The following is a 25,090-nucleotide window of genomic DNA, read 5'->3' as shown; positions in this document are numbered from 1 at the left end:
GTGCACGCCCCGCTGCGCGGCCGGTGGCCGGTGACGCTGCCGGGCCACCCCCGCTCGGCCCGCGCACAGCGGCTCAAGTTGCGCTACTCCTCCACCTAGATGGTGCTCCAACCGATTCGCGTGGCCGCGCTCGCCCTGGTGGCAGGGCTTGTCTTCCTCGGTTCTCCGGCGTGCAAGAAGGGCGGGGAGGCCTCGCCCGAGCAGGGGCGCAAGCCCGCGAAGCAGGCGCTCAGCTTCCCTGTCGAGGTCGTGCCCGTCACGGCGGAGCGGGTCGAGTACGCCGTGACGGCCGTCGGAGCGGTCGAGGCGTTCGAGCAGGTGCAGCTCACGGCGCGCGTCGCCGGCGTCGTCGAGGCGGTGAGGTTCATGGAGGGCGCCGAGGTCAAGGCGGGGCAGGTGCTCGTCGAGATCGACCCGGCCCGGTACAACCTCGCCGTCCGCGCGGCGCGCGCGACGCTCGAGCGGATGACCGCCACCCAGGCCGAGGCCGCCGCGGGGCTCGAGCGGCGCGAGGCCGAGGGCGCCGAGGGCGTCTTCAGCAAGGAAGACGTCGCGTCCTGGCGCTCGCGGGCGGCGACGACGGCCGCGCAGGTCGCCGAGGCGAAGGTCGCCGTCGACCAGGCGCTCCTGAACCTGCGCGACGCGTACGTGCGCGCCCCCATCCAGGGGAAGATCCAGACGCGCACCGTGCAGACGGGCCAGCACGTGCCTGTCGGCACCGTGCTCGCGACGCTCCTGCGCCGCGACCCGCTCCTGCTCCGCTTCCAGATCCCCGCCGCCGACGCCCTGCGGGTCAGGCCCGACATGGAGGCGCGGTTCACCGTGAAGGGCGACGAGCGGACCTACAGCGCCAGGCTGACGCACGTCGCCGACGCGGCGGATCCCGCGACGCGCATGGTCGCCGTGACCGGCGAGGTGCAGGGCGAGGGCAAGGAGCTGCTCCGCCCCGGCACCTTCGCCGAGGTGACCGTGCCCGTGGGCGCGAGCGGCGACGCGCCCGTGATCCCACTGACGTCCGTGCGACCGAGCGAGCGAGGGTTCCTCGCGTACGTGGTCGACGGCACCACCGCGCGCGAGCGCGTGCTCTCGCTGGGGCTGCGCACGCCCGACGGGCGCGTCGAGGTGAAGTCGGGCCTCTCCGTGGGAGAGCTCCTCGTGGCGCGCGGCGCGGAGGCGCTGCGCGAGGGGGCGCAGGTCCGCATCGCACCGCCAGGCAGCGTGCCGGGAGGCCAATCCCCGGCGCGCCGCCCCGAGGGAGGCGCAGATGCAAGCGCCTCCGCGGCCGGCGCGCCACCGCCCGCCTCGGCCGGCACATCACCGCCCGCGTCACCACCCGCCTCGTCCGGCGCGCCGCCGCGCGCCTCCGCGGCCGGCGCGTCACCCCCCGCCTCGGCGGGCGCCTCGCCGCCGACCTCTCCCGCCAGCTCGTCACGGAGCGTGCCGTGAGCCTCACCGAAGCCTGCCTCAGGAAGCCGGTCTTCGCCTGGATGCTGATGGCCGCGACCATCGTCTTCGGCCTCGTCGCCGTGTCGCGCATCGGCATCAGCCAGTTCCCCGACGTCGACTTCCCCACCATCACCATCTCCGCCACGCTGGAGGGCGCCGCCCCCGAGATCATGGAGCACGACGTGGTCGAGCCGCTCGAGGAGGCGGCCGTCCAGGTCGAGGGGATCCGATCGATCACGTCGACGTCGCGCCAGGGGAGCGCCTCGGTCACCATCGAGCTCGACCTGTCGCGCGACGTCGACGTCGCGCTCCAGGACGTTCAGACGAAGATCTCCCAGGCGCAGCGCCGGCTCCCGCTCGACCTCGACCCGCCCGTCGTCTCCAAGACGAACCCGGAGGACCAGCCGATCATGTGGGTCGGGCTCTCCGGCCCCTTCTCTCCCCAGCTCGTCGCCGACATCGCGCGTTACCGGCTGAAGGAGAAGCTCCAGACGGTGCCCGGCGTCGGAGAGCTCACGCTCGGCGGCTACCTCGAGCGCAATGTCCGCATCTGGATCGACGCCGATCGACTCGCCGAGAAGGGGCTCACCGTCGCCGACGTCACCGAGGCCCTGCGCCGGCAACACATCGAGCTCCCCGCCGGCCGCATCGAGACCGAAGGGCGGGAGCTCAACGTGCGGGTGATGGGGGAGGCGCTCGATCTCGCGACCTTCAAGCGGATCGTCCTCCGCCAGGGCAGCCCCGGCGCTGCCGCCCAGCCGGGCGCTGCCGCCCAGGCGGCGGGGCCGCCGTCGTCGGCGCGCGCCACGGTGTACCTGGAGGACGTCGCGCTCGTCGAGGACGGCTTCGAGGACGTCCGCCGGCTCGCCCGGGTGAACGGGGAGCCGGCCCAGGGCCTCGGCGTGAGGAAGCAGCGCGGCTCGAACGCGGTCGAGGTCGCCCGCGGGGTCCGGGCCGCGCTTGCCGAGGTCCAGAAGTCCCTGCCCGAGGGGATGGAGGTCGGCGTGAACTTCGACTCGACGAAGTTCATCGAGGAGTCGGTCCACGAGATCGAGCTCGAGCTCGGCATGGCCATCGCGCTCACGGCCCTCGTCTGCTGGATGTTCCTCGGCTCGCTCTCGAGCACGATCAACGTCGTCCTGGCCATCCCGATGTCGCTGCTCGGCACGGTCGCCGCGATCTACTTCCTCGGCTTCACGCTGAACACCTTCACGCTGCTCGGGCTCTCGCTCGCCGTCGGCATCGTCGTCGACGACGCGATCATGGTGCTCGAGAACATCCACAGGCACGCCGAAGGGGGGAAGGACCGCGTCCGCGCCGCCCGCGAGGGCACGGCCGAGATCACCTTCGCGGCGCTCGCCGCGACGCTCGCCGTCGTCGCGATCTTCCTCCCGATCATCTTCATGGAGGGGGTGGTCGGCCGGTTCTTCCTCCAGTTCGGCGTGACCCTCTGCATCGCCGTGCTGCTCTCGTACCTGGAGGCGATCACCCTCGCGCCCGCCCGCTGCGCGCAGATCCTCGACGTCTCCCGCGAGGGCCGGGGCCGCCTCGGGCGGCTCGTCGATCGCGGCTTCGAGGCGCTCTCCCGCGGCTATGGCTGGCTCCTCGCCCGGGCGCTCCGGTTCCCGGCCGCGGTCGTCCTGCTCGGCGCGATCCTCTTCGCCGGCGCGATCGTCGCCATGCAGCGCCTCCCGACGGAGTTCGTCCCGTCGCAGGACCAGGGGAGGCTCCTTGTCCGCCTCCAGACGGCGGTCGGCTCGGACATCGAGGAGACCGACAGGCTCTTCCGTCGCGCCGAGGCGGCCGTGGGCGCGAACCCGGCGGTGGAGCGGGTCTTCGCCGTGGTCGGGGGCTTCGGCGGAGGGGGCGGCGTGAACACGGGCATCCTGTTCGTCACGATGAAGCCGGCCGACGAGCGGGCGCTCTCGCAGGCCGATCTCCAGGGCGCGCTCCGCAAGGAGCTGAACGGCTATCCCGGCTTGCGCGCCGTGGTCCAGGACCTCTCGCAGTCGGGCTTCACCGCCCAGCGCGGGTTCCCTGTCGAGTTCTCGATCCGCGGCCCCGACTGGGACGAGCTCACGAAGCACAGCGAGCGCATCCGGGCCGAGCTCGCGCAGAGCGGCCTCGTCGTGGATCTCGACTCCGACTACCAGCTCGGGATGCCCGAGCTCCGCATCGTGCCCGACCGGGCGCGCGCGGCGGATCTCGGCGTGAGCGTCGAGGCCATCGCGACGACGCTGAACACGCTGATCGGCGGCGGGCGCGTCGCCAAGTACAACGACAACGGGCGCCGCATCGACGTCCGTGCGCGCCTGCTCGCGGAGCAGCGGAGCCGGCCCGAGGACCTCGCGCGCATCCAGATGAGGAGCGCGTCGGGCGCGCTGGTCCCGCTGACGTCGGTCGTCACCTACGACGAGCGCCCGGCGCTCCAGGCGATCACGCGCCGCGACCGGGAGCGCGCCATCTCGGTCTTCGGCAACGTCGCGCCGGGGCGCTCGCAGGGCGAGGCGGTGGCCCGCGTCGAGGAGCTCGGCCGGGATCTGCCGGCCGGCTACCGCCTTGTGCTGGGCGGCGCGAGCGTGACGTTCCGCGAGTCGATGGGCGGCCTCCTGTTCGCGCTGGTGCTCGGGATCCTGGTCGCCTACATGGTGCTCGCGTCCCAGTTCAACTCGTTCCTGCACCCGGTCACGGTGCTGACGATCCTGCCGCTGTCGATCGCGGGCGCTGCGTTTGCGCTGCTGCTGACGGGGCACACGCTCAACATCTTCAGCATGATCGGGATCCTCCTGCTCATGGGGATCGTGAAGAAGAACTCGATCATCCTCGTGGATCACGCGATCGAGGTGAGGCGCGGGCACGGCGAGGGGGAAGGGGAGGTGATGGACGCGCGCGAGGCGATGCTCCGCGCCGGCCCGGTGCGGCTGCGGCCTATCCTGATGACCTCGATCGCGACGCTGATGGCCGCTGTCCCATCGGCGCTGGCGCTCGGCCCCGGCGCCGAGATCCGGGCGCCGATGGCCGCGGCGGTGATCGGCGGCCTCGTCGTCTCGACGGCGCTCAGCCTCCTCGTCGTGCCGGCGTTCTACGTCGTCGCGGACGACCTGCGGGCGCGCCTTGCCCGGCTCCGGCGGCCGGGCTCCACGGCCGCCACGAGCTCACTTGGGGCCGTGGATCGGTGACCAGTCGGGGGGCGGGTTGAAGGCGAGATCGATGAGCGATCCGAACGCCTCGCTCGTGAGGACGGTGGCTCCCGCTTCCACGTTTCCGCCCGCGACGAGCTCCGCCTTGACGATCGCCGCCGCCGAACCGACCTGGGAGGGTAGCCACAGGTTCCCCTGCTGATCGAAGGCGATGCTCTCCGGAAGCGCCAGCACCCCCACTTCGAGTTGAACGTCCGGGGTGAGCTCCGCTGACGCTTCGAGATCGCCGGGCTCGAACTTGGCAATGGTGTTCGAGCCCCAGTAACCCACCCAGAGCGCGCCCTGCTCGTCGAACGCGAGCCCCGTCGGGTGGCCCAGCGGCCCGATCACCGGCTCGGGGGTGAGCGCCTTCAGCACCACGTCGGCGGGATCCCCGTCGTCCGCGGCGAGCCGCTCGGCCGCGTACATCAGCACCGCGTCCTGCTCGGCGCTCGCCACCCACAGGTTGCCCGATCCGTCGAACGCGAGCGCTTGAACGTTCTCGATCTCGTCTCCGGTGATGGTCGCGGAGGGCTCCACCACGCCGGAGCCTTCGAGATCGGCCGCGTCGATCCTCAGCAGATGGTCGCGGATCCCGACCCAGAGATTGCCGGCGGCGTCGAACGCCAGACCGCCCGCGGCGCAGGGGATGACGCCCGCGCACGCCGCGGACACGTCGAGCACGCGGTCAGGGGCGGCCTCGCTGCTCTCGCCCAGCGTGTCGACGAGCCGCACGGTGATCTGCCCCGCGTTGGCCGAGACCCACAGGTTGCCGGCCCCGTCGAACGCGATAGCGCCCTGGTTGATGATCTCGGCGCTCCCCTGGAACGCGACGCTCGGTGTTACCGCGCCCGACTCGAGCAGCGCCTCGCCGTCGAGCGCGCCGACCAGCTGGTCGCCGTTCTGCGCGGTGAACCAGAGCTTGTGGCTCCCGGGCGTGAGCTCGTAGTTGAAGGTGACCTCGGTGGTCGCGCCGTCGGCGACGCAGGCGCTCTGCTCCGGGTCTTCGGGCCGGTACACGAAGCCGACGCGTTCGTCGTCCGGGTAGTCGGCCACGCTGCTTGCGCGCAGCGTGTACTCACCCGCCGGCGTGTCGAGGGACGTGCTCGAGTCCAGGCGCTGGTCCGCCACTCCCGGCGAGGTCACGGCGACGTCTCCAGCGTCGTTCGGGCTCACGATCTCGACGTCGAGCGTCCCGTCGCCTTCGGCTTCGCACGCCGCGCCACCACCTTCGCCGCCGCCGCCTTCACCGCCCGAACCCGCCTCCGACGGGTCGTCGTCGTTGTCCCCACAGCCCACGGAAACCAGCGCCGCGAGCAGAACCCAGGAAAGTCGTCTCATGGGTCACGAGTCTAGGAACCCGGGGCAAGCACCGCAAAGAGCGTGTGGCCCCCGAGGCGCATCGTGGCGTCGTTCGCTCGGGCCGTGGCGCCTGGAGCAAGCCGCGATGGCTCCCCAGGACGTCGGGTCGATGCAGAACCGCCCACCGGCGGGGGCCCCACGTCGTGCGCTGATCAGAGCGGGTAGATCAGACTCGTGCGGCGACAGAGCCGAGATGGTAGGCTCTGCACGTCGCCATGCGCGCGCACAAGCTGAACATCATCATCCCGGCCGGTCACGAGATCGCCATCCGCCTCCCCGACGATTTCCCGCCCGGCCCCGCGGAAGTCATCGTGCTTGCGACACGAGCGCCGAGCGAGCCTCCCGGCGTCATCACGAGGATCCTGGAACCTCATCCCGTGCTGGGAAAGATCGTCTTCCACGAGGATCCGTCGCTCCCGCTCGACCCCGAAGATTGGCCCGAGAGCTGACGATCGTGCGTGTACTTCTCGATACCTGCGCATTGCTCTGGTTGGTTGGCGCTCCTGCCGTGCGACCGGATAATCATCGCTACCGCGCAGGTGTACAAACTCCCTGTGATGACTTCGGATCACCTGATCGCAGAGCGCGCGGAGATTAACGTCCTCTGGTGAACGACCGAGGGGCCTCTCCGCCAAGTGAGGCGCAAAGGCAGGTTGCGCTCGTCGTACACCGTCGTCCGGCCGAGACAAGCCGTTCGACATCCCGCTTCATGCGCGCCTAGCGTGCGCCACATCCGGCGAGAGACACATGACCGCTCCCCAGAACCCCCTCATCAACGACCGCGACGTCGAGTTCCTCCTCTACGAGGTGCTCGACGCGCCGCGCCTCTGCGAGCTGCCCTATTTCGCCGAGCACTCGCGCGACACGTTCGATCTCTACCTCCAGAGCTGCCGGCGCTTCGCGCGGGAGGTGTTGTTCCCGACCTACAGGCCGGTCGACGAGGCGCCGCCGCGGTTCCAGGCGGGCGCCATCACGGTGCACCCCGCCATCAAGCAGGTCTTCCGGCCGATGGTCGAGCTCGGGGTGCTCACCGCGGCGCGGCCGGCCGCGGTGGGGGGGCAGCAGCTGCCGCTCGTCGTCGCCACGCTCGCCGGCGCCTACCTGCAGGCGGCGAACCTGAGCGCGTGCAGCTATCTCAGCCTGACGGCCGGCGCGGCGCACCTCATCGAGACGTTCGGCGACGACGCCCTGCGGTCCGCCTTCATGACCCGCATGTACGCCGGCGAGTGGACCGGGACGATGGCGCTCACCGAGCCCCAGGCCGGATCGAGCCTCGCCGACGTGCAGGCGAGCGCGGTGAAGACAGACGCGGGCCACTACCTCGTCCGCGGGTCCAAGATGTTCATCTCGGGCGGCGATCACGACCTCACCGAGAACATCGTCCACCTCACGCTCGCGCGCATCGAGGGCGCGCCTCGGGGCATCAAGGGCGTGAGCCTGTTCGCCGTCCCCAAGCGGCGGCCCGAGCGGTTGACCGAGGGCGGGCAGCTCGTCCCGAACGACGTCGAGGTCGCAGGCATGATCCACAAGCTCGGCTGGCGCGGGCTCCCCAGCCTGTCGCTCAGCTTCGGCGAGAAGGGGGACTGCCACGGCTACCTCGTGGGCAGCCCCCACCAGGGCGTCGCCTGCATGTTCCAGATGATGAACGAGGCCCGCATCATGGTCGGCGCGAACGCCGTGGCGACCGCCTCCGCGGCCTACCACGAGGCGCTCGGCTACGCGCTCGTCCGGCCGCAGGGCCGGCCGCTCGGCGCGAAGGACCCGGCGGCGCCGCAGGTGCCGATCATCGAGCACGCCGACGTGCGCCGGATGCTGCTCCGGCAGAAGGCCATCGTCGAGGGCGGCCTCGCGCTCGTCTCCACGACCGCGCTGTACGCCGATCTCGCGGCGCACGCCGCGGACGCGGCGGACCGGGAGCGCGCGCAGCGGCTCCTCGACCTGCTCACCCCCGTCGCCAAGACCTTCCCCGCCGAGAAGGGCTTCGAGTCGAACGCCCTCGCGCTCCAGGTCCACGGCGGTTACGGCTACTCGAGCGAGTACCTCCCGGAGGCCTGGCTCCGGGACCAGAAGCTCAACTCGATCCACGAGGGCACGACGGGGATCCAGGGCATGGACCTCCTCGGCCGCAAGGTCGTGGCCGGGAACGGCGCTGCGCTCATCGCGCTCGGCGGCGAGATCCAGCAGACGATCGCCCGGGCGCAGCGAGCCGGCGTCGAGCCCGCGTGGGGCGAGCGCCTCGGCGCGGCGCTCTCGCTGCTCGGCGAGGTGACGGTGCAGCTCGCCGAGGCGGGGATGCGCGGCGACACCGAGCGGATGCTGCGGCACAGCGCGGATTACATGGAGCTCGTCTCCGTTGTCGTCGTGGCCTGGCAATGGCTCGCGATGGCCGCGGCCGCCCGCGAAGGGCTGGCCAGGGGCGCCGCTCCGGCCGGCTTCTACGAAGGCAAGCTCTGCGCGGCGCAGTACTGGCTCTCGACGGAGCTGCCCCGGGTCGAGGCGCTCGCCGCGCTTTGCCGCTCCGGCGAGGACTCGTACGCCAGGATGCAACCCGGGTGGTTCTGAGGCGGGCGCGGCGGCCCTGGCGCGTCACCGGCGCGTTCAGGGGGTCCGGAGGCCGGCGCCGCGGCCCACCGGCGCCCTCGACGCGCTCCGACGGTCCGCCGGCGTCTCGATGGTGAGTCCGCTCACGGCCGGCGGGACCGCCGATCGCGCGGGGACGAAGCGGATCGGCTGCTCCAGACAGCGGATCGGCTGCTCCAGGTATGTCCTTGGAGCAACATCTTGGAGAGCTTATCTTGTTCCTGCCCGGTGCTTACGCTACCTGATTGACGCCACCTTCAGGGGTGGCCGGACAAGGCAGGGCAGCGGGCTACCAGGCGCGCTCCTTGCTTTACAGGTGACCCAGGATTCCTCCACCAGGAGAGCGAGATGCACGTCCCGACGACGGCGATCCGGCCTCAGCTCGATATTCGTGCCCAGGCGCCCGTGCCCACGAAGCACGGCGTCTTTCAGATGTTGGTGTTCCACTTCGGTGGGACGACGAGCCCCGACCAGGGGCTCTCGCCCGATCACGTCGCGCTCGTCATGGGCGACGTGCGCGGCCGGTCGGACGTGACCCTGCGCGTCCACTCCGAGTGCCTCACGAGCGAGGTGTTCGGCTCCCTCAAGTGCGACTGCCGCGAGCAGCTCGAGGCGGCTCAGGCCGAGATCGGGCGCCGCGGGCTCGGCGTGGTGCTCTACCTGCGGCAGGAAGGGCGCGGCATCGGGCTCGCCAACAAGATCCGGGCGTACCAGCTCCAGGCGTTCGGCCACGACACGGTCGACGCGAACCGCATCCTCGGCCTGCCCGACGACGCCCGCGGCTACGAGCCCGCGGCCGCGATGATCGAGCACCTCGGCATCGAGTCGATCCGGCTCCTCACGAACAACCCGGACAAGGTCGAGGCGCTCCGCGCGCTCGGCGTCCGGATCGCCTCGCGCTCGGCGGCCATCGTCCCGGCCAACCCGTTCTCCGCGCCCTACCTCGAGGCGAAGCGCCTCCGGATGGGCCACGTCATCCCGTCGCTGCGCGACGGCGAGGGCGCGGCGGTCGGCGACGCCGAGTAGCCGCGGGGGCTGCGCTCAGCCCCGCCGCAGCGCCACGGCCGCGGCGCGCTCGAGCACGCGGAAGGTGAAGCTCTCGGTGAGGAAGAGCTCCACGACGTGCCTGTCGTGCCCGTCGTAGCCGATGGACAGGTCTTCCCCCACGGTCAGCTCGAAGTCGCCGCCTCGCGTGCTCAGGAGCACGCCGCCTTCGAGCGCGGGCGCCCACACGATCGGCCCGTCGATGAGCTGGCGCTCGATGTGCTTGAGGAGCGGGTACCCGTCCTCCGCGGCCGCGGCCAGCTCGTCGTACGCCTTCGGACCCAGCGCGAGCGCATAAGGACCGTCGACGCCCGCGGCGCGGAGCACCTCTCTCGCCGCCACCACGGCGCGCGGCCACGCCTCCGGCGCGGGGATCACCACGGGCTTGTGCGGCGCGACCTCCAGGATCCCCTCGATCCCGGCGGCCGCGAGCCCGTTGAAGATGGCGCCGTCCTCGAAGCGCGCGGCGTGCTCGGCGGCGCGCACGACGTCCTCGATGTTGGGCTCCTGCGCGCCGCGCCCGACGGCGTCGAGCTCAGCGAGATCGAGGCGGATGGGCGCGCGGAACTCGACGAGCGGCCGCACGAGGCGGATGCCCGCGCTCACCGAGGACGCCTCCTTCCGCTCGAGCGCGCGCGTGCGGCCCGTGTTGACGGCGGCGTACTCCCAGCCGAACGGGCCGCGGAAGTCGACGACCTTGCGGCCGGCGAGGTGCAGCTTGAGCACGCGCGTCGCCTCGTGATCGATGAGGTCCCACGCGGCGGGGAGGATGGGAGCGAGCTCGCGCTTGAGAAGATCCATGATCATGCCCCCTTCAGGCTCCCGATGCCGAGCCCACCGCTCGGCGCCATGGCGCCGGTCTTCGCCGTGGCGCCGAGCTTCGCCGCCTCCTCGGCCGCTTCCACCTCGGTGATCGGTCCCTGGCTGTTGAGATAGATGTCGATCTTCTCCTGGAAGACGCGATCATTCCGCCGGAGCCACTCGAGGTTCATCATCGCGTGCTCCACCTCCTCCTCGAGGTGGTGGAGCAGCACGGCTCGGAGCTCGGCATCCGTGCACGCCTCGGCGCGCTGCTGGTACCAGTCGATCGCCTCGAGCTCCTCGATCAACGAGACGATCGCGCGGTGCCGTTCCTTGGTCGCCTCCGACAGGAGCTCCGGCAGCTCGTGGTAATTCTCGCTCGACACGCCGCTCTGTCCTTCTGTCTAGGCGCTCTTTCGCGCCGTTTGCACCTGGAAGGCCACGATCTCCGGCTCGACGTTCGAGCGGCCGCAGGCCGTGCACTGGGCCGTGCGCTCCCGTTTCAGGCGCTCGAACTCGGAGAGCGACGCGACCACCTCGAACTCGGCGCCGCAGTCCTTGCACTTGAACTCGTACGTCGGCATGGAGCTCCCTGTCTTGCAAATGTGAACTGAATCACATGTGCAGGCACAAGCGAGATCCGTGCCCTCCCAGGATTCGAGCCGACCCAGGTTGCAGCCGGACGACCACGGGTGTCTTCGGCGTCGCGCGAAAATGACCCTGCGCGGCCGTTGTCGGAGGCTGAGCTGCAGCCGCGGCCGGGGCTCGGGCCGGATCGCCGATGCGCTCGCCGGGTGCCTCCCGGCGCTGGGAGGTGTGACCTCGACAGGTCGGCCGGTCGCCTCGCTACCGCCTTCTACCGTGCGTGAACAGCACGGCACCACGTCAACCTGGATCGTGACCCAAACCGGGAGCGGTCAGGGCCGGGCAGCTCAGCTGCCTCTCGGAAACCGGAAACCCAGGCTGAGGCGCCCGCGGCCGCTCTGGCTCACATCATGGTAGCTCGTCGCGCTCTCTCTCGGCCGCTCCCATGACCGCGCGACGGTGCATCTCCTGCAGCGCGTCGCTACGATCTCGCCGCTGGACCAGCTCGTCGAGATCGCCGGGCCCGATCAGCACCACGAGCAGGCCCTTCTCTGCCTTCCGGAGCTGCAGCTGGCGCACGGTGTCCGCAATGCCCCCCGGCGCGACGAGCAGCGCCAGTCGGCAGCGATCGAAGCGGCCCTCCATCTTGGCCCAGAGATCTCGGAGCTCCTTGCTCCCCACGTGCTTCGACCAGTTCTTGCACTCGACCAGGAGATAGGGCGATTCCTTCTGCCAGAAGGGGTCCGTGGACCTGTTCTGGACGATGATGTCGATCTCCTCGACCTCGTTCCGGAGCCGTGTGTCCAGGCGTTCGAAGCCTGGGAGCGTCTTGAGGAGCAGCGCCATCAGGCGCTCGAGCAGGGTGCCTCGCCGGTTGCGATCGCGTTCCGCCTGCACGGCCGCCCACGTCGCTCGGATCGCACGCTCCGTCTCATCCATATCGAGGGTCGCGAGCCACCGTTCGCGGACGGCTTCCATCGCGTTGCGCACCTTGACCCGCAGCAACGCCTCGAAGACGGCGGTCTTCTCGAGGTAGTCGTACGCCCCCTCGCGGAAGGCTCGCTCGACCGCCTCCCTGGACGCGTAGGCGGTCACCAGGAGGACCTTGGCCCCGGGCGCGCGCCGGCGGGTCTCGTCGATGAGCCCCAGGCCGCTGTCCGGGCCCCCTGGGCCCTGGAGCTTCTGGTCCACGAGCACGACGGTCCAGCCTGGCTCGTCGAGCCGGCGCAGCGCCTCGGCGTGGGTGGTGGCGGTCTCGACGGCGTAGCCTTCGGCTGCGAGGATCTCCTCGTAGGTCTCCAGGAAGGCCGGATCGTCGTCCACGATGAGGATGCGTCCGTCGCCGCTCATGGTGTCCTTCCTCTCCGCAGCGGTATCACGATCTCGAAGCGGGCGCCTCCGAGCGGGCTCTCTCCGCACACGACGGACCCCGCCATTTCTCCCTCGATGACCTGGCGGACCAGCGCCAGGCCCTGACCGCTGCCACCGGCGCGCAGCGCTACCCCTGGTTCGAAGATGGCGCGGCGCTGGTCAGGCGGCACGCCGGGGCCGTTGTCGTCCACGCGGAGGAGGAGCTCGTCCTCGTTCACGTCGAGGGAGACCTCGACGACGCCCTCCCGCCCGGCCACGGCCTGGGCGCTGTTTCGCAGCACATTCGTGATGGCGAGGACGAAGCGACCGCGGGGCCCAACGACAGCTGGCGCTGCCTCGATCGGGGCGTAACGAAGGCCGCCGTTCAGCTCCCCTGCGAGGCCTGCCATGGCGTCCCGCAGGGCGGCGGAGACGTCGAACGGCGCCGCCGGCTCCTCGCCAAGGTTGGCGACCCGGAGCATCTCGTCAGCGAACGCGAGGGCGCGGTGGATGCCGGCGTCCACCCGACCGCGATGACGCTGAAGCGGCTCGTCATCCATCGCATGCCCGACCTCCCTGACCAGGCGGGACAGCGCGATCTGGGCGGGAACGAGCGCGTTCCGGATCTCGTGCACGACCATCCGGGCCTGGAGCGCCGTCGCGGCTGCCGCGCTCTCCCTGACCGCCCGCTCTGGGTCCGGTCGGACGTTGTCGAGCGCGAGCGCGACCTCGTCCCGCAGCAGCGCGTCCGCGAGCACCGCGAAGGGGGTCGCGCGCTGCTCGGCGATATCCTCCAGGAGAGGGCGAGCCCGGTCGAAGACGGTGTAGGACCACCCCATGAGCCCCTGCTCGGGATCCTGACGCTGGTACTGGAGCAGCCTCATCGCTCCGAGGCGGCGCACGGTGGCCAGCGAGAAGGGCCATGAGCGATCGAGCTGCTCTTCCACCTCCACCTCGCGCTGCGGTTCCTTCAGCAGCTGCGCGGCGAGCTCCGGGGAGATCCGCCACTCGTCGGCAGGCCCGAGCGATTGCGCAGCCTCCAGCGCGAGGAGCCAGCGCACCGCGTCGAGACCTGGGAGGCTGAGGAGCGTGGCGCCGCTCCTCGTCAGCGTGTACCGGTCGGCGTGCTTCCGGATCGCCCGGATCTCGAAGGCGTAGCGTGCCGGCGATTCCCATCCGTACCGCTGCTGAGAGCGCTTCAGCCGCTCGGACGCAGCCTCGGCGATCCTGCCGATCTCTTCATCCAGGCCCCGCGCGCCCGAGGAGTTCCAGTCACCGATACCGAAGCCGATGGCGACATCGATGAGCCTTCCGAGCTCCTCGGCGGACGCATCCGGCACCAGCGACTCGACGAGCTGATCCGCGACCTCCTCCACGAAGGTCGGCAGATCCCATCTCATGTTGAAGAGGAGCTGATCTTCCCTGTGCCACGTATCCCGCTCCCACCTCTCTGGCGGCGTGTCGCTCTGGCTCAGCTTCCTGGACGCCATGACACGCTCCCATGCAGCGGCGAAGTGGCGCCGGTGCGCGGCGAGGTCGATATGGACAACGGGAATCCCCTCGGGCGCGCGCGCGACGCGCTCGAGGTAGCTCCGAAGCCTCTCGAGGTACCCCATGGCCCCTACATCAGGCGGCGCCGGCGGCCGAGTCAACCTGCCTCTGCTGGCCGCCGGGGTTGAGCGCCGGCGCCCGCCGCGCGTCCTTCGCGGCCGCGCTGGCGAGCTCGTCGAAAGGGCCTACTTCTTCGCCGCGTCCTTCAGCCGCGCCTTGAGCCGCGTCGCGTAGCCGTCCTTGTTCTCCTGCTTCACCCGGCCGATCGCCAGCGCCTCGTCCGGCACGTCGCGGGTCACGGTCGTGCCCGTCGCCACGTAGGCGCCCGCGCCGATCTTCACCGGGGCGACGATCTGCGAGTCGCTGCCGATGAAGGCGCCGGCGCCGATCTCGGTCCGGTGCTTCCGGAAGCCGTCGTAGTTGCAGAAGATCGTCCCGGCGCCGACGTTCGCGCCCTCGCCGATGTCGCCGTCGCCGAGGTAGGCGAGGTGGTTCGCCTTCGCGCCCTTCCGGACCACGGTCTTCTTGGTCTCGACGAAGTTGCCGATGTGCGCGTCGGCCTCGATCTGGCTCTCCGGCCGGAGGTGCGAGAACGGCCCGATCTGCGCGCCGGCGCCGATCGACGACTGCGAGGCGACCGTGTACGGCTTCACGGAGGCGCCCGCCTCGACGACCACGTCCGTGAGCACCGAGCCCACATCGATCCGCGCGCCCGCGCCCACCCGCGTCCGGCCCCGCAGGACGACGGCGTGCTCGATCACGGCGTCCGGCTCGACGGCCACGCCCGCGTCGATGCGGGCGCTCGTGCGGATCGTGACGCCGCTCTTGCGCAGCCGATCGGAGATGCGGCCGTGGAGCACCTCCTCGGCGGCGGCGAGCTGCGCGCGGTCGTTGATGCCCACGAGCGAGCCGACGTCCCTGGCCACGACCGCCGCGGCGCCGCCGGCCTTCGCCGCCTGCGCGACGATGTCGGTCAGGTAGAGCTCACCCTGCGCGTTGTCCGTCGTCAGCCCGGCCAGCGCGCGCTCGAGGAACCCGCTGCGGGCGAGGTAGACGCCGGGGTTCACCTCGGTGATCGCGCGCTCCTCGGGCGTCGCGTCCTTGTGCTCGCGGATGCCGATCACACGGCCCGAAGCGTCGCGGAGGATCCTGCCGTACCCCGTCGGATCGGAGACCTCCGCGGTGAGCATCGCCATCGGCGCGCCGCCCGCGCGGTCGAGCGCCCCGCGGAGCTGCGTGAGCTGCTCCGGATCGAGCAGCGGCGTGTCGCCGCACAGGATCAGGATCGCCTCGGAGGTGGCGTCGATGTGCGGCATGGCGCAGCGCACCGCGTCGCCCGTGCCGCGCTGCTGGGGCTGGAGCGCGGTGCGGACCTTCTTCCCCTGGGCGCCGAACGCCTTGTCCAGGGCCGCCGAGACCTCGTCGCGGCCGTGGCCGACGACGACCACGACGTCGGAGGCGCCGGCGGCCAGCGCCGCGTCGACGACGTAATGGAGCATCGGCCGGCCGCAGAGCTCGTGGAGCACCTTCGGCCGGGCGCTCTTCATCCGAGTCCCTTGTCCAGCAGCGAGAACGACAGCGGTGAGCGGGGTGGGTTGGGTCGCCATCGCTCCGCAGCCTATACCCACGAGCCCGCCGCCGTCCCCGTCGCAGCGCAGTGACGCTGGAGAACTGGAGAACGCGCGCTCCGGCGTCGCCCACCTCACTCCCGCAGGGGCGCCAAGCCCCTACGCACCTGGAGCGGAATCGTCTACCCTGGAGGCAACTGGGGGAGGTTGTCGTCATGCGCAGGCGCGCGCTGGGTTCCTCGGTCGCTGTCGTGCTCCGGCTCGTCGCGCTCATCGCGGCCGGCGGGGCGATCGCTTCGTGTCACGAGCCGCTCGACACGACGCGGAAGGCGCCTCCCAAGGTGAAGGAGGGCGGCGGGCTGGGCGACGACGTCTTCGGCATGCTCTGCGACCGCGTGGGCGCGTCGAGCCTCCACGAGGACCACACGGGCGCCTCGTACCAGCGCGTCTGCCACTACGATGGCGAGGGCCGGTACGAGGACGAGGTCGACGTCTCGGTGCTCCCGCCGGTCTCCGGCGAGCGGGCGGCGCAGGCGCGCAGGCTGGGCGTGGCCAAGGTGGAGGCCATGGCGCGGTGGCGCAACGCCCTCGTGGACGCCGTCAACGCCGCCGTGCCGGACATCGAGATCGACAACGTCGCGCCCGGCGAGGGGGGCGGCAAGATCCGGCTGCACGATGCCGTCCTGAGCCTCTCGCAGACCCTCGCGCCGCTCTACGAGTCGAACCCGTTCGACGCGGCGGGGCCGGCGGTCCTGCCCGAGTCGACCCGGGGGATCGCCCGTCTCCTCGACGCGCTCATCCACGGCGGCGAGGAGAACGCGGGGCCGGAGGAAGAGGAGGGCGACCAGAAGAGGCAGCGGGAGCGGGCGCCGATCGCCTGCGGCAGGGCAGAGGGGCAGGGAGCGCCGGTCTGCGCCCTCGCGAGCATCTGGGGGCGCCGGGGCTATCGCTCGGCGGAGGTGGGGCTCGGCATGGCGGGCGCGGCGCTCGCGTACCCCGGGCTGCGCCCGATGACCGTGGCGGCGCTCGACGTGCTCGGCCCCGGCGGCCCGGGGGCGCCCGCGCTCCAGGCGCTGCTCGCGGCAGGCGAGCAGGAGCTGGCCACGCTGTCGCTGCCGGAGCGGGCGCCGCTCGCGGTCGACGCCGCCACCGCGCAGCCGAGCCGCCCGCGCACGACCCTGGAGCTCACGCAGGCGGCGCTGCTCGCGGAGCACCCCGGGCTCGCCGCGCCGCCGTCGATCTTCATCGCCCGCCGCGATGGGCGCGGGTGGGTCCTCCCCCAGGGCGAGGGGGTCCCGGCGCCGTTCGCCGACGCCGACCGCGACGGCCTCGCCGACATCGACGCGTCCGGCAGGTTCGTGGACCGGAGCGGCGCGCCCCTCGCGATCGAACCGCCGTTCTCCATCCCCGGCGTCACCGAGCCGCCGCGGGACCCGTTCGGGGGCCTCTCGCCGGAGCTCTACGCCTACGTCGACACCTCCCGCACCGTCCTCGGCGCGGCGCTGCGGTCGATCGTGCCGCTCGTCGACGGGACCCGGTACGCGGGCAAAGGCGATCCGGAGCCGTGGAAGACCGAGCACGAAGGGCTCATGTACGCGCTCTCCGGCGCGTACCTGCTCTTCGGCGACCGCGAGGAGGCCCGCTACGACGCCCGCCGCGGCAGGATCGTGCCCGCGGGCGAGCGGTGCGACGGCTGCCTGTCGTACCGCCGCTTCCGCGGCGAGGACTCGCCGCTCGCCGACCTCGCGCACGCGGTCGGCCAGGTGCTCGCCGACAAGGACTCGGACGTCCTCCTGCTCACGCTCATCGATCTGCTCGAGAACCGCGAGGCGGAGCTCGCGCGTATGACCGCCGCGGCGCTGCGCATCCGGGATGTCGCCCGCGAGCACGACCGGCTGGCCGCCCAGGGCAAGGAGGCGCCCGCGCGCATCGACGAGAAGGCGCCGCTCTGGGACGAGCTCTCGGCGGTGCTCGGCAGGGCCGTCGAGCAGCCGGGGCTCGTGGCGCGCTTGATCGAGGCGCTCGGGAGCGACGCGCTCCTCGCCTCGCGCGGCGGCGCGCGGCACGCGGGCGACGCGATCGCGGCGATGCTCACGACCCGCGACCGGTACGCGTACAACCCGGCGCAGCTGAACGGCCCGGCGATCAACCTCACCGTCGGGGCGCCGACGATCGCCGCGCCGCGGACGCCGGTGGATCAGACGAAGCCGAAGATCGGCGACAACCGCTCGGGCATGGAGCGGCTGATGCAGCTCATGCACGACACCGCCGGCGTCAGGCAGTGCAACAAGGAGGGCGCGGTGGTCAGCGTCTTCGAGGTCACGGTGCCCTTCGTCGAGTACGCCGAGTGCGAGCTGTTCCAGATCGACAACCTGGCGGCCTTCTACCTCGACTCGCTCCTCCCGGAGGGGCACGACAAGAAGGCGGTGCTCGAGGTCAAGCCGACGGTCCTTGCGCTCGCCGTGACGGACTCGGTGCTCGAGTCCTCGAGCGGCATCCACGGCTTGACGAGCCATCCCACCCCGGCCGCGCTGAACCGCCTCATCTATTTCGGAGCCGACTCGGACAGGTTCCCGGCGCTGCAGGATCTGGATCCCTTCCGGGCGCTGTCGGGAGCGGGCGGGAACCTGACGACGAACCTGTTCATCTCCGGGACCCTCGAGCCGGCCGGCACGATCCATTGCCCGAGGAACGCGCTGGGCGTGAACGAGTGCAGCTCCCCCGAGGGCCTGATCCGGGTGCGCCACCCGGGGACGGCCTTCTTGCTGGAGCAGCTCGGGCTCGGCGAGTACCTGAGCCCCATCGTGGCGGCGTTCGCCGAGGTCGCCCCGGATTCCACGGGGGAGGACATCCTGATCGATCTCTTCAGCACGGCGTACCATCACTGGCCGGGCAAGCAGCACGGGCCGGAGTGCATCAAGGCCGGCTCGCCCAAGACCAACACCGCGTACTGCTCGGAGGCAGGGGCCAACTCCTACGAGCCGCTCATGGCCGACGCGCTCCGGGCCAAGGACGTCCTCGCGTCGTCGGTGGCGTTCGCCCGGATGGCGCGCGACACGTCCGTGACCGTGCGGCGCGGCCCCGCGGCCGATCGGCCGCTGACGAAGGCGCAGGTCCTCGAGAAGCTCGCGCGCACCCTCTTCAGCACCCGCTACGCGGTCGGCGTGGGCATGGTCGACCGCTGGGGGAAGAAGAAGGCCACGTGGGCGGATGGTCGGGTCCAGGAGCAGCTCACCGTGTTCACCCTCCTCGCCGGCGCTCTGAACGGCATCGACGCGCGCTTCGCGCAGCGCAATGCGCCCGACGCCGCCGAGCGAGAGGGCCAGTGGAAGCGCGGCGTGGACGAGCTCGTCGATGCGCTGCTTGCGGTCGAGGGGTCGGGGCCTGAGGCCCGGTTCAAGAACCGCGCGCTCCCGAGGATGGGCGCCCTCGTCCTGCGCGTCCTCCGCGAGCAGCTGAACGCCCACTGCCCCGATCGCGAGACGACGGGGCGGTGCGCCTGGGCGCAGAAGGAGCTCGGCGCGACGATGAGCGACCTCCTGGGCCACCCGCTGTTCGCCGCCGCCGTCGACGTGATGGAGGCAGTCCGCGCCCACGAGCCGGCGCGGCGGGAGATCGAGCGGTTCCTCACCTACCTGCTCGACGCGGATGCAGCCGGCGCCCCGTTCCAGGCGCTCTCGACGACGCTCGCCGACGGCCTCCAGCTCCTCGCCGACGACGACGCCTTGCGCCGGATCCTGAAGGCCGCGTCGACCGCGCTGACCCCGGCGGGGGGCGCCGGCGGTCCAGGCGCGGCCGACGCGGGGCTCAACGCGCTGAAGGCGCTCAACGACGATCGGTACGACAGGTATCACGCGATGGAGCACGTGCTCCCGGCGCTCGTGACGCCGATGGCGGACGGCCGAGCGCCGCTCGACGTGTTCCTCGACGCGTTCGCGGACGTGAACCGCATCGAGGCCGGGAGCGGCGCGCCGCTGACGGCGGAGGACTACCGGCAGCTGTTTGTCTCGGCCAGGGACTTCCTGACGGACGAGACCCGCGGGCTCGAGCAGATCTACGCCATCGTCAAGAACCGGCCGCACGAGTGATCCACGTGCAAAAGCCCACGATCCGCGCCGTGCTCTCCGTGGCGTCCGCCGCGGGGGCGCTCCTCCTGCCCGCGGGCGACGCCGTCGCCGCCGGGCTGTACTTCACCGACCGCGGCGTCCGCCCGTCGTCCCGCGGCGGGGCGTACATCGCCGGCGGCGACGATCTCGGGGCGATCGCCTACAACCCTGCGGGCGTCTACGAGGCCGGCACCCAGGTGCTGTTCGACGTCGGGCTCTTCGAGTGGCGCAGCCGGCACACGCGCCAGGCGATCGTACGGCAGGTCGATCCGAATACCGGCGAGCCGACGGGCGCGAGCTTCGTGCAGACGATGGATCCGGTGACCGGCAGCGCGCCGGTGCTGCCGATCCCCACGCTGGCGGCGTCGTTCAAGGTCGACCCGCGGTGGGTCGTCTGGGGCGGGATGTGGGCGCCGTACGCGGCCCTCTCCAGCTATCCGGAGCAGGTGAACGGCATGCCGGCGCCCCAGCGCTACGCGCTGCTCACGCTCGAGGGCTCCGCGCTCGCGCTCCTGGGGGTCGGGGCGGCGTACGCGCCGTCGCCCGAGTGGCGCTTCGGCGCCGGGCTCGGCGCGCTGGTCGGCACGTTCAACAGCCGGATGGTGGTCTCCGGGTGCCTCCCGGAGCGGATGTTCTGCGCGCCCGAAGATCCGGAGTGGGACATCCATTCCGAGCTCAGCGTCGCGCCCATCGTGGCGCCCACGGGCCAGCTCGGGGCGCTCTTCGTCCCGACGCCGCGCTGGCGTGTCGGCCTGGCCTTCCAGCTGCCCATCTGGGTGCGCGCGCCGGCCAAATTCAGGGCGCGGCTCCCCGCGGCGCCCGTCTTCGAGCGCGCCGTCCAGGAGGGCGAGGACGCCGACGTCGCGTTCGATCTGCCGTGGGTCCTCCGCGCCGGCGTGGAAGCGCGGGTCGTGGACGACCTGCGCGTGGAGCTCGGGCTCGGCGTCGAGGGCTGGAGCATGCACGACGACATCCTCGTCGAGCCCGACGGCGTGGTGCTCCGGAACGTCGCCGGCTTCCCGGAGGCGTTCCGCGTGCCAGCCGTCTCGTTCCCGCGGCGGTTCGAGAACTCACTCTCGGCGAGGCTCGGGGGCGAGTATTCCTTCGACCTCGCGGGCGCGCGGTGGGATCTGCGCGCCGGCGTGAGCCTCGAGCAGAGCGCCGTCCCGCCCGAGTACCTGTCGGTCCTCACGATCGACGCGACCAAGCTGACGACGGCGGCCGGCCTCGGCGTCCACCTCGGCCGGTGGCGCCTCGACGCGAGCTATGCGCACGCCTTCGCCGCGGACGTGAGGGTCGATCCGAGAAAAGCGCGGCTCCCGCAGGTGAGCCCGGTGCGGGCCAATCCGCCGGAGGACCCGAACACCATCAATGGCGGCGCCTACAGCGCCCGGGCGAACGTCGTCGGGCTCGGCGTCGCCTATACGTTCGAGGCAGCGGGGAGCGGCGTTACCCGGCCCGCAGCTCGCGCAGCCGCTCCGTGAGCCGAGGGCCGTCCAGCCAGCTCAGGTCCTTGTCCACGCTCGCCTCGATGTGGTTACTGACCTGCTTGCTCACCGTGCCGCGGAGCAGGCCCAGGAAGTGAGGCGGCGCGACGAGCACCAGCGTCTCGTAGGCGTGCTCGTTCAACCCCTTCTCCAGCACCGCCGCGAGCTCCTGGGCGAACTTCTGCTTCTCGACCTCCTTGGGATCGGTGTCGGGAGCGGCGCCGGGACGGCCGAGGTACTGGCCCCCTGCGCCGTTGCCGAGGCTGCCGTTCCCGCTGGAGGTGCCGTTCGGCTTGCGGCCGTGCGCGTCGGCCATCAGATCCCGCACGCGCGCCCGGCTCTCGTCATGGTTGTATGACTCGAGCAGGGTGAAGCCCTTGCCCGCAGGCTCTTCGCGATAGAGCTGGGCGCGGCTTGCGTCGGAGACCAGGATCCACGTCTTCCGTGCTGCCTTTTTTGCCATAAGCCTCCACGGGGGAATCAACCCTTCCCTCGGTTTACGTTAAAGACCGACCCCACGCGGCGCAAGCGGCCGGAGGGCCGAGTCCGGCGCAATTCGGCCGGATCGCACCCCGAGAGGCAGGCTCCAGCAGACTCGACAACCCGCTCTCGGCCTGAATTCGTGGAGAGCGAGAGGGAGAGAGCGGCGCTCGGGAGGTGGTTGACCGCGAAATACGGTGTTTGGTGTACTGCGCGTGTCCAGCGACCTCGGCCGCGCTCGTTGACCGCCGGTCAACGGAACCGGTCGGTCGCCTCGACCAGCTCGTGCAGGATGCCCGGCTCCATCGCCGAGTGCCCTGCGTCCGCCACGATGCGCAGATCGGACTCGGGGAACGCGCGGTGGAGCGCCCACGCGCTCTCCGGCGGACAGACGACATCGTAGCGGCCCTGCACGATGACGGTCGGGATATGGCGGATCCGGTGCACGTCGTCGAGCAGCTGCGTCTCCGCCGTGAAGAACCCCTTGTTCATGAAATAGTGGCACTCGATCCGGGCGAACGCGAGGGCGAAATCATCACCTGACGTCTTCGCGACGAGCTCATGGTTCGTGAACAGGCAGCTCGTCCGCCCCTCCCAGACGCTCCACGCGCGCGCCGCCCGCTGCTGCAACCCGGGGTCCGGGCTCGTGAGGCGCCGGTGGTACGCCGTGAGCAGGTCGTCCCGCTCGGCCTCGGGGATGAACGCGAGGTACTCCTCCCACGCGTCGGGGAAGATGGCGCTCGCGCCCCGCTGATAGAACCAGTCGAGCTCCTGCTTCCGCAGGAGGAAGATGCCGCGCAGCACGAGCTCCGTCACCCGCTCCGGGTGCCGCTCGGCGTAGGCCAGCGACAGCGTGCTCCCCCACGAGCCGCCGAACACCAGCCAGCGCTCGATCCCGAGGTGCTCGCGGAGCTTCTCCATGTCCTCGACGAGGTACCAGGTGGTGTTCTCCTCCAGGCTCGCGTACGGCGTGCTCCTGCCGCAGCCCCGCTGGTCGAAGAGCACGATCCGGTACGCGGCCGGGTCGAAGAAGCGCCGCTGCTTCGGCTCCGTGCCGCCCCCGGGGCCGCCGTGCACGAAGACCACCGGTTTGCCGCGCGGATTGCCCGACTCCTCGAAATAGATCTCGTGAAGATCGGAGACGCGCAGCCTCCCGGCGCGGTACGGCTCGATCTCGGGATACAGCGTTCGCCTCTGGGTGCCTGTCGTCGTCATGCCGCTCCCGTTCGTCGGCCGACGTCGCGCGTCGCGCGCGCCGGCGCGTCCCCTGCGCGCCCAGCGTACGCGAAGGCGCGCCGGGAGGGGAGAGGGCGTGGACGGGGGACGGCAGGTCGCGGCGGGGGAGCGGCGGGGAACCGCAGGTCGGGGGGCGCGGGAGGCTCAGCTGGGCTGCGCGGCCGCGCGCGGCGCGGTCTTCTCCGCGCCGCCCGCGCCGCCCGCGCCGGCGTAGAGCGCCTCGATCACGGGCCCGTACTTCTGGAGGGCCACGCGCCGCTTCAGCTTCAGGGTCGGCGTCAGCATCCCGTTCTCCGCCGTGAAATCCTCGGCCGCGAGGGCGATCTGCTTGATCCTCTCGAAGGACTTGAAATCGGACGCGTACCTGTCGACCTCCGCCTGGACGTGCGCGACCACCCGCGGGTGCTTCAGCATCGCGTCCGTCGACTCGAACGAGAGCCCCTCGGCCCGCGCCCATTCCGTGAGCGCCGCCATCTCGGGCACGATCAGCGCCACGTTGAAGGGGCGGTTGTCGCCGTGGACCATCGCGCCGTTGATCAGCGGAGACAGCTTGAGCTTCTCCTCGAGCGGGGCCGGCGCGATGTACTTGCCGTTCTCCAGCTTGTACTGCTCCTTGATGCGGCCCGTGACGAAGAGGTAGCCGTCGTCGTCGAGGTAGCCCAGATCGCCTGTGCGGAAGCCGCCGTCCTCCGTGAAGACGGCCTTGTTCTCCTCGTCACGCTTGTAATAGCCCACCATGACGTTCGGGCCGTAGACCACGATCTCTCCCTGCTTCGGGTCGTGCGTCTCCGACCTGTCGATGACGACCTTCACGCCCGGGATCGGCTTGCCCACGCTGCCGAGGCGGCGGGCTCCCGGGTAGTTCACGGCGACGACGGGCGATGTCTCCGTGAGGCCGTACCCCTCGAAGACGGTGATGCCGAGCGCGTCGACGAACTCGGCCACCTCATAGGCGAGCGCCGCCCCGCCGCTGATGGCGTATTTCAGCTTGCCGCCGACATTGGCGCGTATCGTCGAGAAGATGACGCGGTCGGCCACGGCCAGCGCGAGCCGCTCGACGAGGCCGAGGGGCTCGCCCTTCCGCTGCTTCGTCGCGGCGCGCATCCCGGCGCGGAACAGGGCCTGGATGACCGCGGGCTTCCCCGCCATCTTCTTCTTCACGCCCTCGTAGATGCGGTTGAAGATCCGCGGGACGCTCATCAGCACGGTGGGGTGCACCTCGCCGAGGTTCGCGAGGATCTTGTCGACCGACTCGCTGAGCGCCATCGACGCGCCCACCGTGATCATCACGTGGAGCTCGCCGGTGTGGCCGAACGAGTGGGCCCACGGGAGGAACGAAAGGCTCCGATCGTCGCCGCCGAAGGGGATGAGATCCAGCACCGCGCAGACGTTGGAGGCGATGTTGCCGTGCGACAGGATCACCCCCTTGGGGTTGCCGGTCGTGCCCGACGTGTAGATGAGGCACGCCGTGTCCTTCGATGTCGGCTGGATGGCCGGGGCCGGGCTCCCCTCGCCCGCGGCGAGGAGCTCCTTGTACGAGCTGATCTTCGCCCCGGGAACGCCGTCTCTCGCCCCGTCGGGGTCGAACAGACAGACGACGTGCTTCAGCGAGGGCGCCTTCTCGGGGAGGTCCTTGCATTTCCCGTAGATCTGCGGCGTGGCGACGATCGCGGCCACGGCCTCGCAATCGTTGATGATGAACGCCCACTCGCTCGGGAGCTGCGCCTCGTACATCGGCACGACGGCGACTCCCATGCTGAAGCAGGCGTAAGCCGAGACCGCCCACTCGACGCGGTTGTTGGAGATGAGGGCCACCCGATCTCCCCGCTGGACCCCGAGCGACGCCAGCCCACCGCGGAACCTGGCGACGAGCTGCCCGAACTCTGCGTACGTGATCCAGTCCCAGCGGCCATCGGTCTTCGTGCCGAACACCGGCCGGTGGCCATGACGCTTCAGCGCGCGATCGAGCAGGTCTACCAGATTCTCCAGTTTCGCCATCGGTCTCCTCCCGAGCTGATTGTTAACATGGTATTGCGCCGCGTCCGTGTCCTTTTGGCGGCGCGCGACGCCGGCTGTCGTCGTGCCGCCGCTGAGGCTGCCTCGCGCGGGGTTGGCGATGGGGGGAGCGCTCGCGCGGCGCTGGAGACGGAGGGCGGCCGCGGGGCTGCTGGAGACGGAGGGGGCTGCGCGGAGGCTGGAGACGGAGGGCGACCGTGGGGCGGGTGCGGCGGCTGGAGAGGGCGAGGGGAGCGGCGCGCGGCGCGCGGCGTCGACGCCGCGGCTCCTGGCGCGCGAGGTGGCGGCCTCGGGCCCCT

General features: G+C 71.3%; 17 protein-coding genes. 7 read left to right on the top strand and 10 right to left on the bottom strand.

Going from position 1 to position 25,090, the window contains the following annotated elements:
• Nucleotides 1-120: 120 nt before the first annotated feature.
• Together POL72_RS06885 and POL72_RS06880 are read left to right on the top strand one after the other, a co-directional pair.
• Nucleotides 121-1,446, top strand: coding sequence for an efflux RND transporter periplasmic adaptor subunit (locus POL72_RS06885; protein ID WP_308738111.1), 1,326 nt, complete (start codon nt 121-123; stop codon nt 1,444-1,446).
• The gene (locus tag POL72_RS06880; protein ID WP_272094221.1) at nt 1,443-4,625 is read left to right on the top strand and encodes an efflux RND transporter permease subunit; all 3,183 of its coding nucleotides are present in this window, start codon (nt 1,443-1,445) and stop codon (nt 4,623-4,625) included. The genes POL72_RS06885 and POL72_RS06880 overlap by 4 nt, the downstream gene beginning before the upstream one ends.
• On the opposite strand, the gene POL72_RS06875 is transcribed toward POL72_RS06880, so the two are convergent.
• A complete protein-coding gene (locus POL72_RS06875) occupies nt 4,602-5,966 on the bottom strand; it encodes a Vgb family protein (protein ID WP_272094220.1) in 1,365 nt (454 codons plus the stop codon). The genes POL72_RS06880 and POL72_RS06875 overlap by 24 nt on opposite strands.
• Nucleotides 5,967-6,202: 236 nt before the next feature.
• On the opposite strand from POL72_RS06875, the gene POL72_RS06870 reads away from it, so the two are divergent.
• The 3 genes from POL72_RS06870 to ribA all read left to right on the top strand — a co-directional run bounded on the left by POL72_RS06870 (nt 6,203) and on the right by ribA (nt 9,593).
• Nucleotides 6,203-6,436: a hypothetical protein gene (locus POL72_RS06870; RefSeq protein ID WP_272094219.1), complete on the top strand. Its 234-nt coding sequence runs from the start codon at nt 6,203-6,205 to the stop codon at nt 6,434-6,436.
• Between the two features lie 298 nt (nt 6,437-6,734).
• Nucleotides 6,735-8,549: an acyl-CoA dehydrogenase gene (locus POL72_RS06865; protein ID WP_272094218.1), complete on the top strand. Its 1,815-nt coding sequence runs from the start codon at nt 6,735-6,737 to the stop codon at nt 8,547-8,549.
• Nucleotides 8,550-8,915: 366 nt separating this feature from the next.
• On the top strand, nt 8,916-9,593 hold the full coding sequence (gene ribA, locus POL72_RS06860; RefSeq protein WP_272094217.1) for a GTP cyclohydrolase II: 678 nt from the start codon (nt 8,916-8,918) through the stop codon (nt 9,591-9,593).
• Between the two features lie 15 nt (nt 9,594-9,608).
• On the opposite strand, the gene POL72_RS06855 is transcribed toward ribA, so the two are convergent.
• The 6 genes from POL72_RS06855 to glmU all read right to left on the bottom strand — a co-directional run bounded on the left by POL72_RS06855 (nt 9,609) and on the right by glmU (nt 15,505).
• Entirely contained in the window at nt 9,609-10,412 is an 804-nt protein-coding gene (locus tag POL72_RS06855) for a family 1 encapsulin nanocompartment shell protein (RefSeq protein ID WP_272094216.1), read from the bottom strand.
• 2 nt (nt 10,413-10,414) lie between these two features.
• Nucleotides 10,415-10,798 (bottom strand): encapsulin-associated ferritin-like protein, encoded by a 384-nt coding sequence (locus POL72_RS06850; RefSeq protein WP_272094215.1) that lies wholly within the window; start codon nt 10,796-10,798, stop codon nt 10,415-10,417.
• A gap of 18 nt (nt 10,799-10,816) precedes the next feature.
• A complete protein-coding gene (locus POL72_RS06845; RefSeq protein WP_272094214.1) occupies nt 10,817-10,996 on the bottom strand; it encodes an FmdB family zinc ribbon protein in 180 nt (59 codons plus the stop codon).
• A gap of 409 nt (nt 10,997-11,405) precedes the next feature.
• A complete protein-coding gene (locus tag POL72_RS06840; RefSeq protein WP_272094213.1) occupies nt 11,406-12,347 on the bottom strand; it encodes a response regulator in 942 nt (313 codons plus the stop codon).
• Nucleotides 12,344-13,963 (bottom strand): sensor histidine kinase, encoded by a 1,620-nt coding sequence (locus POL72_RS06835; protein WP_272094212.1) that lies wholly within the window; start codon nt 13,961-13,963, stop codon nt 12,344-12,346. The genes POL72_RS06840 and POL72_RS06835 overlap by 4 nt, the downstream gene beginning before the upstream one ends.
• Nucleotides 13,964-14,083: 120 nt before the next feature.
• A complete protein-coding gene (glmU, locus tag POL72_RS06830) occupies nt 14,084-15,505 on the bottom strand; it encodes a bifunctional UDP-N-acetylglucosamine diphosphorylase/glucosamine-1-phosphate N-acetyltransferase GlmU (protein WP_272094211.1) in 1,422 nt (473 codons plus the stop codon).
• Nucleotides 15,506-15,681: 176 nt separating this feature from the next.
• Here glmU and POL72_RS06825 point away from each other — a divergent pair, with 176 nt between their 5' ends.
• Together POL72_RS06825 and POL72_RS06820 are read left to right on the top strand one after the other, a co-directional pair.
• Nucleotides 15,682-19,554, top strand: a complete 3,873-nt coding sequence (locus tag POL72_RS06825) for a hypothetical protein (protein WP_272094210.1) — start codon at nt 15,682-15,684, stop codon at nt 19,552-19,554.
• A gap of 5 nt (nt 19,555-19,559) precedes the next feature.
• Entirely contained in the window at nt 19,560-21,056 is a 1,497-nt protein-coding gene (locus tag POL72_RS06820) for an OmpP1/FadL family transporter (protein ID WP_272094209.1), read from the top strand.
• Here POL72_RS06820 and POL72_RS06815 read toward each other — a convergent pair.
• From POL72_RS06815 to POL72_RS06805, 3 genes are all read right to left on the bottom strand, one after another.
• Nucleotides 21,022-21,522 (bottom strand): host attachment protein, encoded by a 501-nt coding sequence (locus POL72_RS06815; RefSeq protein ID WP_272094208.1) that lies wholly within the window; start codon nt 21,520-21,522, stop codon nt 21,022-21,024. The two genes, POL72_RS06820 and POL72_RS06815, sit on opposite strands and share 35 nt — an antisense overlap.
• Nucleotides 21,523-21,791: 269 nt before the next feature.
• Nucleotides 21,792-22,754, bottom strand: a complete 963-nt coding sequence (pip, locus tag POL72_RS06810) for a prolyl aminopeptidase (protein ID WP_272094207.1) — start codon at nt 22,752-22,754, stop codon at nt 21,792-21,794.
• A gap of 165 nt (nt 22,755-22,919) precedes the next feature.
• The gene (locus POL72_RS06805) at nt 22,920-24,773 is read right to left on the bottom strand and encodes an AMP-dependent synthetase/ligase (RefSeq protein WP_272094206.1); all 1,854 of its coding nucleotides are present in this window, start codon (nt 24,771-24,773) and stop codon (nt 22,920-22,922) included.
• Nucleotides 24,774-25,090 lie beyond the last annotated feature (317 nt).

It is taken from the genome of Sorangium aterium (assembly GCF_028368935.1).
In the GTDB taxonomy this organism is placed as follows: Bacteria; Myxococcota_A; Polyangia; order Polyangiales; family Polyangiaceae; genus Sorangium; species Sorangium atrum.
This window is presented reverse-complemented; position numbering and strand designations above follow the sequence as displayed.

What these genes read in the sequence shown, in the direction of transcription:
- ribA (WP_272094217.1), top strand. Translation starts at nt 8,916, where the DNA reads ATGCACGTCCCGACGACGGCGATCCGGCCTCAGCTCGATATTCGTGCC.
- POL72_RS06840 (WP_272094213.1), bottom strand. Translation starts at nt 12,347, where the DNA reads ATGAGCGGCGACGGACGCATCCTCATCGTGGACGACGATCCGGCCTTC.
- POL72_RS06815 (WP_272094208.1), bottom strand. Translation starts at nt 21,522, where the DNA reads ATGGCAAAAAAGGCAGCACGGAAGACGTGGATCCTGGTCTCCGACGCA.
- POL72_RS06865 (WP_272094218.1), top strand. Translation starts at nt 6,735, where the DNA reads ATGACCGCTCCCCAGAACCCCCTCATCAACGACCGCGACGTCGAGTTC.
- POL72_RS06855 (WP_272094216.1), bottom strand. Translation starts at nt 10,412, where the DNA reads ATGGATCTTCTCAAGCGCGAGCTCGCTCCCATCCTCCCCGCCGCGTGG.
- POL72_RS06835 (WP_272094212.1), bottom strand. Translation starts at nt 13,963, where the DNA reads ATGGGGTACCTCGAGAGGCTTCGGAGCTACCTCGAGCGCGTCGCGCGC.
- POL72_RS06875 (WP_272094220.1), bottom strand. Translation starts at nt 5,966, where the DNA reads ATGAGACGACTTTCCTGGGTTCTGCTCGCGGCGCTGGTTTCCGTGGGC.
- pip (WP_272094207.1), bottom strand. Translation starts at nt 22,754, where the DNA reads ATGACGACGACAGGCACCCAGAGGCGAACGCTGTATCCCGAGATCGAG.
- POL72_RS06825 (WP_272094210.1), top strand. Translation starts at nt 15,682, where the DNA reads ATGCGCAGGCGCGCGCTGGGTTCCTCGGTCGCTGTCGTGCTCCGGCTC.
- POL72_RS06870 (WP_272094219.1), top strand. Translation starts at nt 6,203, where the DNA reads ATGCGCGCGCACAAGCTGAACATCATCATCCCGGCCGGTCACGAGATC.
- glmU (WP_272094211.1), bottom strand. Translation starts at nt 15,505, where the DNA reads ATGGCGACCCAACCCACCCCGCTCACCGCTGTCGTTCTCGCTGCTGGA.
- POL72_RS06805 (WP_272094206.1), bottom strand. Translation starts at nt 24,773, where the DNA reads ATGGCGAAACTGGAGAATCTGGTAGACCTGCTCGATCGCGCGCTGAAG.
- POL72_RS06845 (WP_272094214.1), bottom strand. Translation starts at nt 10,996, where the DNA reads ATGCCGACGTACGAGTTCAAGTGCAAGGACTGCGGCGCCGAGTTCGAG.